Origin of the sequence: Paracoccus sp. Z118 (assembly GCF_019061185.1) — a bacterium.
In the GTDB taxonomy this organism is placed as follows: Bacteria; Pseudomonadota; Alphaproteobacteria; order Rhodobacterales; family Rhodobacteraceae; genus Paracoccus.
This window is the reverse complement of record NZ_JAHQZU010000004.1, coordinates 144,710-159,482: the sequence shown is the minus strand read 5'-3', so window position 1 is coordinate 159,482 and position 14,773 is coordinate 144,710. Positions and strand designations below refer to the sequence as shown.

The following is a 14,773-nucleotide window of genomic DNA, read 5'->3' as shown; positions in this document are numbered from 1 at the left end:
AAACCCCCGGCCCGGCGCCGATCGCGAAAGCCGCCCGATGACCCTGCCCCGCTTCTACCCGGTCTTCGACAGCGCCGACTGGATCGGGCGCGCCCTGTCCGTCGGCGTCCGCATGGTGCAGCTCCGCATCAAGGACGCGGATGAGGCGGCGCTGCGGGCCGAGATCGCCCGCGCCCGCGACCTCACCCGGAACGCCGGCGCGATCCTCGTCGTCAACGACCACTGGCGGCTCGCCATCGAGCTTGGCTGCGACTGGCTGCATCTGGGGCAGGAGGATCTGGACAGCGCCGACCTGCCCGCGATCCGCGCCGCCGGGCTGCGGCTGGGCGTCTCGACCCACGACGACGCCGAACTGGAGCGCGCGCTGTCGGTGCGCCCGGATTACGTCGCGCTCGGGCCGGTCTGGCCGACGATCCTGAAGAAGATGCCGTGGGCCCCGCAGGGGCTGGAGCGGGTGACGGACTGGAAACGCCGCGTGGGCGACGTGCCGCTGGTCGCCATCGGCGGGGTGACGGTCGAGCGGGCGGAAGCCGCGCTCGCCGCAGGCGCCGACATGGTGTCGGCCGTGACGGACATCACGCTTCATTCCGATCCCGAGACGCGGATGCGCGACTGGCTGCGGGTCACGGCATGAGCGGCGGAGCGCCCCAAGGCGGGGGTTTCACACCCCCGGACCCCCGTGGGATACTTCCGCGAAGAAGAAACCGTCACGAGCGGCAGATCGTGCTGCCCGAGGTCGGTGAGGTCGGGCAGGCGAGGCTGCGCGCGGCCCGCGTCCTGATCGTGGGGGCGGGCGGGCTTGGCTCGCCGGCGATCATGTATCTGACGGGGGCGGGGGTCGGGGCGCTGACCATCGTCGATACCGACGTCGTCGAGGTCGGGAACCTGCACCGGCAGCCGATCCATGCCGGGCGCGTGGGGGCCGGCAAGGCGGCCTCGGCGGGGGAGTTCGTCGCGGCGCTCGATCCCGATGTCGCGGTGGAAGCGGTTGAGGCCGTGGTCACGCCCGCGAACGCCCCGGCGCTGGTCGCAGGCCGTGACGTGGTGCTGGATTGCGCCGACAGTTTCGCGGTCAGCTACATGCTTTCGGACGCCTGCCTTGCGGCGGGGGTGCCGCTGATCTCGGCCTCGGCGCTGGGGCTGGAGGGCTATTGCGGCGGCTTCTGTGGCGGAGCGCCGAGCTTGCGGGCGGTGTTTCCCGATTTGCCCGACCGGGCGGCGACCTGTGCGACGGCGGGGGTGCTCGGGCCGGTCGTGGGGATGCTGGGAACCATGCAGGCGCAGATGGCGCTGTCGGTGCTGCTGGGGCTGACGCCCTCGCCGCTTGGGCAGATCGTCACGCTGGGCGCGGGGCTGCGCTGGGGCGGGTTCCGCTTCGATGGCGCGCCCGAACCTGAGAGCGGGTTCCGCTTCATCGACGTGGGCGAGATCGCGGCGGGCGACTTCGTGCTGGAACTGCGGGGCGAGGACGAGGCGCCGGTGCCCGTCCATCCGGCGGCGCGCCGGGCCGATCCGGGCGATCCGCCCCTGCCGCCGCCCGGCGCCCGCGCGGTGCTGGCCTGCCGGTCCGGGCTGCGGGCGTGGCGGGCGGCCCGCATCCTTGAAGGCCGCCATCCCGACATCGTGCTGATCGCCACCGGCTGAGGCTCAGCCCAGCTTTTCCAGCACCTTGTCCAGCGTCACCGGGAAATGCCGGAACCGGTGCCCGGTCGCGTTCGCGATGGCGCTGACGATCGCGGCGGCGGTGCCGCAGGTCGCAAGCTCGCCGATCCCCTTGGCCCGCATCGGGTTGGCGTAGGCGTCGCGATCGTCCATCAGCAGCTCGATGTCGATATGCGGCACGTCGAGATTGGCGGGGACGTGGTATTCGGCCAGATCGCGGTTCACGAAATTGCCGTCGCGGGCGTCGGTTTCCACCTTTTCGTGCAGCGCCTGGCCGATGCCGAAGATCATCCCGCCGAGGCATTGCGAGCGCGCGGTCTTGGCGTTCAGGATGCGCCCGGCCGCGAACACGCCGGACAGGCGGCGGACATGGACCTCACCGGTCACGCTGCTGACGGCGACCTCGCAGAACTCCGCCCCCCACGAGGCCTGGCGGTGGTGCATCTCGGCCAGCCCCGGCTTGATCGTGCCGGTGCCCTCCAGCGTGTCGCCGGCCAGCAGGTCGGACAGGCTGCGCTGACGGTTGCCGGCGATGGCGGTGCCGTCCTTCAGCGTCAGGTCGTCGGGGTCGCAGTCCATCCGCTCGGCGATCTTCTTGCGCAGCGCCTTGGCCGCCAGCATGACCGAGGTGCCCGACGACGCGGCCCCGCGCGAGCCGCCCGAGCCGATCGACGGCGGCAGGTCGCTGTCGCCCAGCATCGTCGTCACCTTCTCGGGGGGAAGCCCCAGCATCTCGGCCGCGATCTGGGTCAGGATCGAATAGCTGCCGGTGCCGATGTCGGTCATGTCGGTTTCGACCAGCGCCGTCCCGTCGGGGTTCAGCGTAACCCGCGCGGTGCTGGGGCCCATCATGTTGACGCGGATGATCGCCGACATGCCCATGCCGATCAGCCATTCGCCCTCGCGCCGGCTGCCGGGCTGCTTGGGGCGGTCCGCCCAGCCGAACTTCTCCGCCCCGCGGCGGATGCACTCGGCCAGCCGGTTGTTGCTGAAGGGCTTGCCCGAGGACGGGTCCACCTCGGGGATGTTGCGCAGCCGGAACTCCACCGGGTCGATGCCGGCGGCCTCGGCCAGCTCGTCCATCGCGGCTTCCGTGACGGGCACGCCGATCGCCTCGCCCGGCGCGCGCATCGAACCGGCGCCGTTCAGGTTCAGCCGGCCGATATGGTGGCCGATCAGGCGGTTCTCGCCGGCCCAGGTGAACGGCGTGGACTGCGTCACCGGCTCACTGAAGCTTTCGCCGGGCAGGTTCGACACCCAGACCTCGTGACCGACGGCCGTCATGCGGCCTTCGGCGTCGCAGGCCAGCCGCACGCGCTGGCGGCTTTCGCTGCGGCGGTGGGTCGTCTCGAACACCTGCCTGCGGTGCAGCGCGACGGCGACCGGGCGGCCCAGCTTCTGCGCGGCGATGGCGGCACCCACCGCTTCGTGGCTGATGCCCAGCTTGCTGCCGAAACCACCGCCGACATATTGCGACAGGATGCGCACCTTTTTCGGGCTGACCCCCAGCGCATCCGCCAGTTCCTGCGCGTTGGTGTTCAGCATCTGATAGCTGCCGCGCACGGTCAGCCTGCCGTCCTGCCACCAGGCGACGGCGGCGTGCGGCTCCATCGAGGCGTGGCTCATCGAGGGCGTGGTGTATTCCACATCGACCGAGAAGGCCGCTTCCTGCATCGCGCGGTCGAGATCGCCCTGCGAGGATTGTTCCCCGCGCGGCGTCTCGTATTCCGCCTCGGCGGGAACGATCACGGCCTTGTGGCTGCGGTCCAGATATTCGGCCTGCGCGGCGGTTGCGGCGTCGCGGGCCTGCTCGAACGTCTCGGCCACGACCAGCGCGATGGGCTGGCCCTTGTAGAAGACCTCGGCCGGGCCCTGATAGGGCGACTTGGCATCGCCGCCCTGCGCGGGGTTGCGGATCATCCGCTCGTCCCGGATCACCGCGAGGACACCCGGCATCCGCCGCAACGCGCGGCTGTTCAGCCCGACGACCCAGCCCTTGGTGATGGTGGCGCGGACCAGCCAGCCATAGACCGTGCCGGGCGGGTGATCCTCGTCGGCATAGGTGGCTGTGCCGCTGACCTTCAGCGGGCCTTCGGGGCGGTCCATCGGGGTGCTGATGACCCCCTGCACCGTGCGGTCGAGCAGGTTTTCCTCGTCGCGGAAGTTCATCCGGTGGAAAAGCGAGACGGTAATCGGATCGGACATCACTTGCTCTCCTGCGTGGCCTCGGCCAGCACCGCACCAAGAGTGCGGCGCAGCAGCGGGATCTTGAAATCGTTGTGGCCCTGGCCCCTCGCGCCAGCCAGCACGGCATCGGCGGCGCGGTCGAAAAGCTCGGGCGAGGGCGGCTGGCCGGTCAGCAGCGATTCCGCCGCCGGCACCCGCCACGGCTTGTGGGCAACGCCGCCGAAGGCGAGCCGAGCGGTCGCCATGCGGCCCGCCTCCATCACCACCACGGCGGCGACGGAGACCAGCGCGAAGGCGTAGGAGCGGCGGTCGCGCACCTTGCGGTAGATCTGCCGCCCGCCCAGCGGCGCGGGCAGGCGCACCGACAGGATCATCTCGCCGGATTGCAACTCGTTGTCGCGCTGCGGGGTGTCTCCCGGCAGGCGATGGAAGTCGGCGGCCCTGATCTCGCGCTTGCCGGCGGGACCCTCGACCTCGATCACAGCGTCCAGCGCACTCATCGCCACGGCCATGTCGCCGGGATAGGTGGCGATGCAATGGTCCGACGCGCCGAGGATCGCGTGCTGGCGGTTGTTGCCGCCGATGGCGCCGCAGCCCGAGCCGGGCTCGCGCTTGTTGCAGGGCGCGTCGATGTCGTAGAAATAGTAACAGCGCGTCCGCTGCATCAGGTTGCCGCCGGTCGTCGCGCGGTTGCGGATCTGCGCGCTCGCCCCGGCGAGGATCGCCTTGGACAGCAGCGGCCAGCCCTCGCGAACCGCCGGATCGGCGGCGAGGTCCGAGTTGCGCACCAGCGCCCCGATCCTGAGCCCGTCCCCGTCGCGCTCCACCCGGTCCAGCCCGACATGGTTGATGTCGATGAGGCGGTCCGGCGTTTCCACCTGAAGCTTCATCAGGTCCAGCAGGTTCGTGCCCCCGGCGATGATCCGGGCCTCGGCGCCGACCGCATCGGCCGGCGCGTGCGCGCGGGTATAGTCGAAGGGTCTCATGCCGCGCCCTCCGCGGTCTCGCGGATCGCATCCACGATGTTGGGATAGCACGAGCAGCGGCAGATATTGCCCGACATGCGCTCGCGGATTTCCTCGTCGGTGAGTTCGGGGTTCTTCAGGTCGTCGGACAGCTGGCTCGGCCAGCCCTGCCGCAATTCCTCCAGCATGGCCGTGGCGGAAACGATCTGGCCGGGCGTGCAATAGCCGCACTGGAAGCCGTCATGCCTGATGAAGGCGCGCTGCATGGGGGCGAGGTCGTCCGGCGTGCCGATCCCCTCTATCGTCGTGATCTCGTCGCCGTCATGCATCACCGCCAGCGACAGGCAGGAGTTGATCCGCCGCCCGTTCACGATCACCGTGCAGGCCCCGCATTGGCCATGGTCGCAGCCCTTCTTGGTTCCGTTGAGGTCCAGATGCTGGCGCAGCGCGTCCAGCAGCGAGACCCTCGGGTCGTCCAGCCGCAGGTCGTGCTGCGCGCCGTTTACGGTCAGGGTGACATCCATCCCGGATCTCCTTGTCGGCTGCGTGGCTGGCGGGGGAACAACCGGGGGTGCTAGGGTGTTCCACAACCGATGAACAAAACCCTCCACCCGCTGCCCGAGCCGCTTCCCGTTCCGCCGCCCGTATCCGACCCGATGGGCGATCCGCTGGCGGCGCTGGTGGATGGCGGCGTGCTGGCCGTGGTGACGGGGGTCGAGGGGCCGCATTACCGCAATCCCGGTGCGATCATGGCGTTTCCGGCGGCGGGCGGCGCGGTGGGACAGCTCAGCTCGGGCTGCATCGAGGCGGATCTTGCGCTGCACGCCCGCGCGGCGGCGGCGGATGGCAGGGTGCGGCGGCTGCGCTATGGCATCGGCTCGCCGTTCCGCGATCTGGTGCTGCCCTGCGGCGGCGGGCTGGACGTGGCGCTGCTGCCGTTGGCCGATCCGGGGCCGATCCGCCACGCGCTCGCCGCCCGCGCGGCGCGGCGGGAAATGACGCTGGGCCTCGATCTGGATCGCGGAGCCGTCGCGCTGGAGGGGCCGGGGTTTCCGCTGCGGATCGTGCCGCCGACGCGCTTTCTGACCTTCGGCGCGGGGGTCGAGGCCGTGACCTTCGCTGCGCTGGCCTGTGCCGCCGGCTATCCGGCGGAACTGACCACCCATGACGGGCCGACCGCCGCCGCCGCGCGCGCGCAAGGCGTCGCGTTGCGGGCGGCAGCCCCGGTCGAGGCCGACCCCTGGACCGCGATCACCCTGTTCTACCACGACCACGACCGGGAGCCCCCCGTTCTGGCCGAAGCCCTCGCCACGCCCGCCTTCTATGTCGGCGCGCAGGGAAGTCTGCGCAGCCACAACGCGCGGCTGGAGGCGCTGCGTCGCATGGGCGTGGCCGAGGACGCCATCGTCCGGCTGCGCGGCCCGATCGGGCTGATCCCCTCGGCCCGCGATCCGCGTGTGCTGGCGGTGTCGGTGCTGGCCGAGGTTCTCGCCGAGGCGGCCCGGTGACCACCGCGGGCGTGCTGCTCGCCGCGGGTCATTCGCGCCGCTGGGGGCCGGGAAACAAGCTGCTGGCGGAGTGGAACGGCCTGCCCTTGGCCGCGCACGCGGCGAAGGCGCTGGCGGCAGCGCGCGTCGATCTGCGGGCGGCGGTGGTGCGCGATCCCGAGGTGGCCGCGCTGCTGGGCGGCCTCACGCTGCTGCCGCCGGACGGGGACGACCAGTCCGGCAGTCTGCACGCCGCCGTGGCATGGGCGGGGGCGATGGGCGCCGACCGCCTGCTGATCCTGCTGGCCGACATGCCCGCGCTGCCCGATGCAACCGTCGCGGCGGTGGTCGCGGCGTGCACGGGCCGTGCCTCCGCCGCGCGCCATCCGGGCGGGCGGCCGGGGGTTCCGGCCTGCTTTCCCGCATCGATGTTCCCCGCCCTTCTGAGCCTGCGCGGCGATCGGGGGGCGGGCGCGCTGCTGGATGGCGCCGTGCTGGTGGAGACGCATCCGGCCGAGCTGATGGACGTGGACACTCCGCAGGATCTGTCCGCCGGGTGAGGCGGGGTCGGCTGCGGCGGCGACTGTCCGGCCCGGCTCGGGCTCCCGTCCTCGCTCTCGACCGGCCGTTCGGAAGTGCGCCTTCGACGGGAAACTGTGCGGCCCGCTTCTTACCCCTGCCCCGGCCGGGACAGCCTGATCTCCGCTTCGGTGGCCGCGCCGGCCGCATCAATCACCGACAGGCTGCTCCACCCCGGCGAGGCGGGGAGTTCGGCAACCGGCCCCGTCACGCCGACCGCCACCGGGCGGCCGTCCATCAGCCAGGTGTAGGGCCCGCTTCCCCCGCGCACCCGCGCGACCAACCGGTCGCCGGTCAGTTCCACCTCGGCCCCGTCGGGCGGGAACAGGATCGCCAGCGGCTCGGGCGCGGCGGTCCCATGGCGGGCGGCGCCCGGCGCGGCGAAGCGGCGCAGGGCGGGCGGCAGGGCGGCGTTCGCCACCGTCAGCGCCGCGGGTGGCGGCGGGGGCAGCGGCTCGGCCCGATCCCCCAGCGCGTCGAACAGGTCGAACAGCAGCGGCGCGGCGAGATCGCCGCCGAACGCCCCCGGCACCGGCGTTCCGTCCGGCCGCCCGAGCCACACGCCCGCCACGAAGCGCCCGTCATAGCCCAGCGCAAGCGCGTCGCGGTGGCCGTAGCTCGTGCCGGTCTTCCACGCGACCCGCCCCGCCGCGCGCCCGCCCGGCGGCGCAAGCTGCGCGAGAATCGAACCGACCTGCCATGCCGCGACAGGGCCGACCACGGGGGGCAACTCGCGCGCCTCACCGGGCCGCGCGTGCAGCGCCACCGAGCGCCCACCCCGCGCAAGGCCGCCATAAGCCGTGACCAGCCCTTCCAGCGAAACACCGCCGCCGCCCAGCACCAGCGCCAGCCCCGGCGGCCCGCCCGCCGTGGTCGCGGGCGCGCCGGCGCGGCGCAGGGCGGCGGCGATGCGCGCCGGGCCGAGCGCCTCGGCCACCCGCACCACCGGGATGTTCAGCGATTCCGCCAGCGCCTGCCGGATCGTCACCGTGCCCCGAAAGCGGCGGTCGAAGTTTTCCGGCTGCCAGCGGCCGAAGGCGGCGGGGCGATCCTCAATCAGCGTTTCCGGGTGGATCAGCCCGTCGTCGAACCCCAGCGCATAGACCAGCGGCTTCAGCGTCGAACCGGGCGAGCGCAACGCCTGCGTCATGTCGATGAACCCCCCCGCGCGGGGATCGGTGAACGCCGCCGCGCCGACATGGGCGAGGATCTCTCCGTTCCGGTGATCGGCGAGGATCAGCGCCGCCGACACCCGCGCCCCCTGCCCCGCGACGGCACGGGCCGTCAAGGCCTCGGCCTGCCGTTGCAGCGCGGGGTCGATGGTCGTCTCGATCCGCAGCGCGCCGGGATTCTCGCGCCGCAGCCGGTCGGCGAGCAGCGGGGCGAGCGCGGGGAACGCGCGGCGCTGGTTGGGCAAGGGCGTCGCGCGGGCGGTTTCGGCAGCCTCATGGGTCAGCAGGCGCAAAGTCTCGGCGCGGTCGATCACCCGGTCGCGGGCGGCGCGGGCGGCCTCGCGCCGTTCGGGAATGTCGGGGCGGCGGGCCTCGGGCGATTGCGGCAGGGCAACCAGCAGCGCGGATTCGGCCGGGGTGAGGCGGCGCGGCTCTTTCCCGAACCACATCAGACTGGCGGCGCGGACCCCTTCGGTGTTGCCGCCATAGGGGGCGAGCCGCAGGTAGAGGTCGAGGATGCGGTCCTTGCCCAGCCGCCGCTCCAGCGCCAGGGCCAGCCGCGCCTGCCGCAGCTTGCCGCGCCAGTCGCCGGTCGGGCCGCGCTCCAGCAGCCGCGCGGTCTGCATCGACAAGGTGGACGCGCCCGACACCACCCGGCCGTGCCGCACCGCTTGCAAGGCGGCACGGGCGACGGCCCAGCCGTCCACGCCATTATGGGCGCTGAACCGCCGATCCTCCCACGCGATCAGCAGCCGCAGGAACTGCGGATCGACGCCCGATTGCGGCGGGGCGAGCCGCCAGCGCCCGTTCTCGACCGGGAAGGCGCGCAGCAGGCTGCCGTCACGGGCCAGCACCTCGGCCCCCGTGGTGACCGTCAGCGACGGCAGCGGGGTGGCGTCGATCCATGCGTCGAAACGGTCCCGCGCCTGGTCGCCCGCACCCGCGATCAGCCCGAGCGCAAGCACCGCCCCAAGCAGCCGCCGCCCCGTCCGGCGGCTGTCCTCAGGGGGCGATGACCGTCGTGCCACTGTCGGTCCAGCCGCGGCGTTCCGGGCGATACATGTCCTCGACCGAAGCGGCGGGATGCGCGAAGGTGCCCGGAGTGACCGCCCGCAGGCGATAGGCCAGCCGGATGGGATCGGTGCCGAACGCGGTCACGGCGGCGGCGAAGCGATCCTGCCGGAACTCGGCCATGTCGGCCCATGTGGTCTCGGGCAGCCAATCCAGCCCGTCCAGATCGCCCTGCGTGAGCAGGTTGGGGTTGTCGATCTCGAACCCCGCCGGCAGCGGGTCGGTGATGATGAGGCGGCCATCCGCCTGCACCAGCGGCTGCACCTCGATCACCGCGATGAGGCGCGCGCCGAGCGGGACCAGCGCCGGATCGACCGGCGCGCCGTCGAGATCGTGATAGCGGCGGGTGATCGTGAAGGCCGTGCCCCCGGCGGGCGGCGGCTCGACCGGAACGGCGGTCGCGCCCAGCGTCACCTCGACCGGTTCCGGCCCGTTATTGCCCAGCACCACCGGCGGCAGGGCGCTCGCGTCGCCCAGATCCTGCACCGGCGCGGAGAGCGGCGCGCCCGCCAGGGTCAGCCCGCCGCCCGCCTCCGGCCCGCCCGCAAAAGCCTGCGCGGCGAGGATCACCCACGCCGCTTCCTGCGTGGAGAGCGGCGCGCCCTCGGCCAGCCGGTCGTCGATCTGCGCGGCCAGGACGGTGGCGATGCGGTCCCGGTCCACCGCCTGGCTGCCGGCCTCGGCGGCCAGCGCCAGCACCCCGGCGCGGTCGCGCAGCAGGGTGCCGTAGTCGCGGCGCCATGTCTCCTGCGGCTCGGCGTTCTGATCCGACAGCGCCTGCGCGCGGGCGAACAGCGCGTCGGCGCGGGGCTGGTCGCCATAGGACGCGAGCGCCGCCCCAAGCTGCGCCGCCGCGAGCGGGGTGGCGAAGCCTTCGACCCCGGTGTCGGCGTAATAGCGCAGGTCGCTGATAACCGCCGCATGTTCGCGGGCCAGCACATAGGCGGCATAGGCGGTCGCCGCATTCTCCTGCGGATCGGCGAATTGCGGCTCGGGCGCGGCGTTGAGGCCGTTCTGGAGTGCGCGGAGCGCGGCGGTGAAGGCAATCTCCGGCACCGCGTGTCCGGCAGAGCGGGCACGGGACAGGAAGTCGGTGACATAGGCGTTCAGCCAGCGATCCCCGCCTTCGGCCCGCCACAGCCCGAAGCTTCCATCCGAGGTCTGGCGGGTCAGGATCTGCGCAATCGCCTCATCGACGGAAGCCGGATCGACGCCGGGCGGGGCCGGCATCCCCTCGGGCATCAGGGTCGAGGCGTAAAGCTGCGGCAGCGCCTGCGAGGCGATCTGCTCGGTGCAGCCATAGGGATACGCGGCCAGCCGGGCAAGCGCGCCGGGCACGTCGAGGCGGGCGAACGCGCCGCTGGTCAGGGTGACGCGCCCGGTGCCGGGGCGGAACGCGCCCAGCGGTGCCAGGTCCACCGTCTGCTGCGTGCCGGGGGCCAGCGTCAGGCGCATGCGCCGGTTCACCGCGGCATCCTGCCGCTGGACGGGGATCGTCAAGTCCTTCGTGACCGTGCGCCCGTCCGGCAGCACCGCCGACAGCCGCATCTGCGCCAGACCTTCGGCATCGGGCGCGGTCAGGCGGAGCGGCAGGGTGACGGCCTGTCGCTCGGTCAAGGTCGTGCCGGGCGGCAGGTCGGTTGTCAGGGCTATCGAGTCCTCGGCGGCCGGCCGGTTCTCGATAGCAAGCGCCACCTCGCCCGGCGGGCCGGCGACGTGGGTCAGCGACACCTGCGCCTGCGCCGTATCGCCGGGCGAGAGGAACGCGGGCGCGGTCACGGTCATCACCACCGGATCGCGGACCAGCACGGTCGTATCGGTCTGGCCCACCGCCTTCTCAGTCCAGACGACGCTCATCACCCGCAGCTCGCCGTTGAAATCGGGCAGCGGGATGGTGACGCTCGCGCGCCCGCCTTCGTCCAGCGTCAGCGGGCCGGAGAACCACGCCATCAGCTTCTCGGTCGGCGGCGGCGCCTGGGTCTGCATCGAGGCGGCATCGCCCCCGGTGCGGATCGCGCCGTCGGCTGCACCTCCGGGCAGGATCAGGCGGCCGTAGAGATCGCGCAGCCCCACCCCGAGCCGGCGCTGGCCGAAATAATGGCCGGTGGCCGAGGGCGGCGTGTAGCCGGTCAGGTTCAGGATGCCCTGATCGACGGCCCAGATGGTGGCGTGGACCGTATCCCCCGGCGCGGCGCCGGTCACGGCCAGCGTCACCGGCAGGTCGCCGCGCGGGTCGGCCTGCTGCGGGGCGGTCAGCGTGGCCGCGATCGCGCGGTCGGCAGGGTCGATCCAGGCCGGGGCGATCCCCACCGCACGGATCGGCGCGTGGGCCGAGGTGGTGGCCTCGCCGGCTCCCGGCGCGAGCGGACGGATGGCGCTGACGGCGACATAGGCGCTGGCGCCCCAGTCCTCGGTCACCGGCAGGTCCACGGTGTTGCGCCCGGCGGTGACGGGCACGGCGCGCAGGTCGATGACCCGGTTCGACAGCACCGAAACCACCGCCACCCCGTCCGCATGAGCTTCCAGCGTCACCCGCGCGGTGTCGCCCGCGCGATAGGCGGGGCGGTCCAGCGTCACGGCCAGCCGGTCGGGCGTGTCGGTCCCCGTGGACACCGCGCCCCAGCCCGCCTCGAACCGGACCGAACTGACGGTGCCGTCCGAGGCGGTCACGACCAGCTCGTAGCTGCCCCAGTCCACCGGCACCGACAATTCGGCCGGGCCGTCGGCCGGCGTCTGGAGCGTTCCGTTGCTGATCCGGCTGCGGCGGGTGATCGGCTCCCAGTTCCAGTCGCCGCCGATCGCATACCACTGGTAATCGGTCTCGATGCGGTTCAGCACCCACTCCGCCCCGGTCGCGCGAGGAGCGAGATCGGGGGTCAGCGCGACGATGCGGAACGACGCCTCGGCCCCTTGCGCGACGATGTCGTCGAAGCCGGGCGCGATCCCCAGCGCGCCGTGCGCGGGCAGGATCAGGCGGCTGTCGCGGCGCTCCACCGGACGGCCCGCGCCCTCGCGGACGGTCAGGGTCAGCTGCGCGTCGAAGGGGCGGGACGCCTGCGCGAGCGTCGGCGGCAGGTCGATGCGGGCCGCAAAGCGCCCCTGATCGTCCGTCCTGCCGGCGGGGGTCGCCACGATCTCGGGCGAGGTGTCGTCGTCGTGGCGGCCGAAGCGGTAGCCCGGCCATTCCGGCAGACCGCGCGCGGGGGTCAGCCGCAGCGTCCCTTCGACCGGCAGATCGGCGGCGGGGGCACCGAACAGCCAGCGGGCTTCGATCTCGGCGGTCAGCGGCTGACCGGCCGGCAGCGGCGCAGCCGGCAGATCGAGGTCGAAGGCGATCCGCTCGGGGCGGAAATCCTCGACCAGCAGGGTTGCGGTGGCGAGCGGTGGGCCGTCGCGCTCCACCCGCAGATCGATCCGCCAGACGCCGCGCGGGGCGGTGTCGGGGATGGGGAAGTCCAGCGTATAGCCGCCTGCGCCCGCCGGGGCGGGCATCAGCCGGGCATGTTCGACGCCATCGGGGCGCAGCACCAGGGCGGTCAGCGGCAGCCCGTCGATCGCCTGCGCGCGGTCGTCGCGGGTCAGGATGGTGGCGTGCGCCACCTCGCCCGCGCGGTAGGCGCCGCGATCGGTCGCCACGAACACGTCGATGGGCGGAGCCGGCGGCGCACCCTCGACCCCGCGGTCGGACAGATCGAACTCGGGGTCGAGCAGGGACAGGAAGGCGAGGTCGGCCACCTCGTCCGCCTCGCGCACGGTCGCCGTGATCACGGCCGGTTCGGCCGAGCCGGTGCCGCGCGTCAGCCCGGCGTCGAACCGCGCGATGCCCTGATCGTCGGTCGGGATGCGCGCCAGCACGGCGTTGCCGCGCGAGAGCAGCGCGACCTCAACCCCCGGACGGGCGGCGGCGTCGGACAGGCCGCGCACCACCACCGTCAGCCCGTCGGTGCCGGAATAGCTGGCAAGGCCGAGGTCGGAGATCATGAACCATTGCGTCGCCGGTGGGCTGCGGTCGGGCGACTGGCCGGGCACGGCGGCAGTCAGCGCGTAGATGCCGGGCGTCAGCGCCCCCACGGCGGCGCGCAGGTCCAGCCGGGTCGCCACTTCGGCATTCATCGGATGCGCACCGCCGCCCGGCGCGGGGGCGATGTCGGCCTGGCCCGACCAGATCTCCTGCCCCAGCTCGGCGCTGAAGGTGCCTACCTTCCAGTCGTCCAGGGGCGTGGCGAAGATCCGGTCCTGAAGCGAGCGGACGATGTTGCGATCCGTCATCCGATGCAGCGTCAGGTCCACCGTGCCGGTGTTCACCGTGCGCAACGTGAGGCCCTGATCGCCGCTGGCCGGCAGCACATAGGCGCGGCCGCCGAAGCGGGCCTGCGGGGCGCGGTCGCGGACATACATGCTGACCGGCACGGCGCGCGGCAGCACCTCGCCGCTGGCCGCCGGAAGGCCGGGGCGCAGCGTCAGCTCCAGCGCCGCGCCGCGGGTCAGGCCGGTGACGCAAAGCTCGTAATCCTGCGCCTCGATGGCCAGCGCGGGATCGGGCAGCGCGACGAAGGGGCGGAAATCGGCGGACTCGGCCAGCGGGCCGGAGAAGACCACGCAGGCGCGGGGATCGGGCGCGTCGGCATCGACGCGGTTGCCGGTGACGCGGAAGCCGTGGCGCTCCTGAAAGGCGGCGATCTGCTCGGCCAGCGCGGGATCGGCGCCGCCGGTTTCGGCGGCATGGCGCAGGGCGGCGAGCCCGTCCGGGCCGCGATCCAGCCGCTCGGCCAGTTCGGCCCAGAGCCGCAGGGCGAAAATGCCCGCGCCCGGATCGCGGAGCCATGCGTTCGTCGCGGCGGTCTGCGCCGCCGTCAGCATGGCGCGGTCGTTGTCGTTCGCGCTGGCGGCGCCCTGCATGGCGCGGGCCAGCGCCTCCCAGTCCGCCGCCGCGTCGGTGAGCGCGGTCAGCGCCCCCAGCCAGCGGACCTGCCCGGTCGGATCGCCGCCGGCGCCCGCCGCATCGGCAAGCGCGCGAAGCGAGTCCGGCGGCTCGCCGTTGGCAGGGTAAAGCGTGCCGAGGCCGCGCGCCTGATCGCGGGCGGCGCGGCGATCCTCAGGCGAAAGCCACGTTCCCGCCTGCGCCAGCCGCTCGGCCGCGCGGGCCTCTGCCGCCGGATCGGTCGGCAGCACTTGGCCCGAGATCGCGCCGGTGAAGGGTTGCGGGGCGCCGGGGTCCGTTTTGGGAAAGCAGGCCCGCGAGCGCGCGTTGAAGGTCAGCGCCGCGCAGTCGGCATCGGCCAGGCAGATCCGAACGCAGCTTTCCTGCGAGGTCTCGAAGATCGGGGCCAGGTCGCCGCCGGGCAGATCGGTGTTTTCCTGCACGACGATCCGCCGTTCGGGAAGGGCGGTTTCGGCTTCGACCGGCTGGGGCGCAAGGGCTGCGCCGAGCGCGAGCGCGAGGGGGATCGACCGGGCGGCCCGCAGCAGGCGGCGGATCGCGGCGGAGGGACGGACGGGCATCGGCAAACCCCACGGACCGGATTTTGCGGCAGCGTGGCACGATCGCCTTTAAGGGGCAATCGTCATGGTTTGGCGGGATGGGGCTTCGCGGCGCGGGGTCCGAACGGCAGGCTTGTTGGGCTGTCGCGCGACTCTGAACGTGCGCTCG

General features: G+C 73.0%; 9 protein-coding genes. 4 read left to right on the top strand and 5 right to left on the bottom strand.

The window, feature by feature from the left end:
* Window positions 1–37 precede the first annotated feature (37 nt).
* Window positions 38–634: a thiamine phosphate synthase gene (locus KTN05_RS04805; protein ID WP_217328244.1), complete on the top strand. Its 597-nt coding sequence runs from the start codon at window positions 38–40 to the stop codon at window positions 632–634.
* 89 nt (window positions 635–723) lie between these two features.
* Window positions 724–1,644, top strand: coding sequence for a ThiF family adenylyltransferase (locus KTN05_RS04800; protein WP_371823275.1), 921 nt, complete (start codon window positions 724–726; stop codon window positions 1,642–1,644).
* 3 nt (window positions 1,645–1,647) lie between these two features.
* On the opposite strand, the gene KTN05_RS04795 is transcribed toward KTN05_RS04800, so the two are convergent.
* From KTN05_RS04795 to KTN05_RS04785, 3 genes are read right to left on the bottom strand one after another with little or no spacing between them, the layout of a single operon-like run.
* Window positions 1,648–3,867 (bottom strand): xanthine dehydrogenase family protein molybdopterin-binding subunit, encoded by a 2,220-nt coding sequence (locus tag KTN05_RS04795; RefSeq protein WP_254367988.1) that lies wholly within the window; start codon window positions 3,865–3,867, stop codon window positions 1,648–1,650.
* Window positions 3,867–4,835: a xanthine dehydrogenase family protein subunit M gene (locus KTN05_RS04790; protein ID WP_217328242.1), complete on the bottom strand. Its 969-nt coding sequence runs from the start codon at window positions 4,833–4,835 to the stop codon at window positions 3,867–3,869. Before KTN05_RS04790 ends, KTN05_RS04795 begins: the two co-directional genes overlap by 1 nt.
* Window positions 4,832–5,338, bottom strand: a complete 507-nt coding sequence (locus KTN05_RS04785) for a 2Fe-2S iron-sulfur cluster-binding protein (protein ID WP_217328241.1) — start codon at window positions 5,336–5,338, stop codon at window positions 4,832–4,834. Before KTN05_RS04785 ends, KTN05_RS04790 begins: the two co-directional genes overlap by 4 nt.
* Window positions 5,339–5,407: 69 nt before the next feature.
* On the opposite strand from KTN05_RS04785, the gene KTN05_RS04780 reads away from it, so the two are divergent.
* Entirely contained in the window at window positions 5,408–6,322 is a 915-nt protein-coding gene (locus tag KTN05_RS04780) for an XdhC family protein (protein WP_217328240.1), read from the top strand.
* Window positions 6,319–6,861, top strand: coding sequence for an NTP transferase domain-containing protein (locus tag KTN05_RS04775; RefSeq protein WP_217328239.1), 543 nt, complete (start codon window positions 6,319–6,321; stop codon window positions 6,859–6,861). Before KTN05_RS04780 ends, KTN05_RS04775 begins: the two co-directional genes overlap by 4 nt.
* A gap of 110 nt (window positions 6,862–6,971) precedes the next feature.
* Here KTN05_RS04775 and pbpC read toward each other — a convergent pair whose 3' ends face one another.
* Window positions 6,972–9,017: a penicillin-binding protein 1C gene (gene pbpC / locus KTN05_RS04770; RefSeq protein WP_371823279.1), complete on the bottom strand. Its 2,046-nt coding sequence runs from the start codon at window positions 9,015–9,017 to the stop codon at window positions 6,972–6,974.
* A 37-nt stretch (window positions 9,018–9,054) separates the two neighbouring features.
* Window positions 9,055–14,625, bottom strand: coding sequence for an alpha-2-macroglobulin family protein (locus tag KTN05_RS04765; RefSeq protein ID WP_217328238.1), 5,571 nt, complete (start codon window positions 14,623–14,625; stop codon window positions 9,055–9,057).
* Window positions 14,626–14,773: the final 148 nt, after the last annotated feature.

Bases quoted from the DNA above. Each gene is read 5' to 3' on its own strand.
- KTN05_RS04805 (WP_217328244.1), top strand. From the start codon at position 38: ATGACCCTGCCCCGCTTCTACCCGGTCTTCGACAGCGCCGACTGGATC.
- KTN05_RS04795 (WP_254367988.1), bottom strand. From the start codon at position 3,867: ATGTCCGATCCGATTACCGTCTCGCTTTTCCACCGGATGAACTTCCGC.
- KTN05_RS04790 (WP_217328242.1), bottom strand. From the start codon at position 4,835: ATGAGACCCTTCGACTATACCCGCGCGCACGCGCCGGCCGATGCGGTC.
- KTN05_RS04785 (WP_217328241.1), bottom strand. From the start codon at position 5,338: ATGGATGTCACCCTGACCGTAAACGGCGCGCAGCACGACCTGCGGCTG.
- KTN05_RS04780 (WP_217328240.1), top strand. From the start codon at position 5,408: ATGAACAAAACCCTCCACCCGCTGCCCGAGCCGCTTCCCGTTCCGCCG.
- KTN05_RS04765 (WP_217328238.1), bottom strand. From the start codon at position 14,625: ATGCCCGTCCGTCCCTCCGCCGCGATCCGCCGCCTGCTGCGGGCCGCC.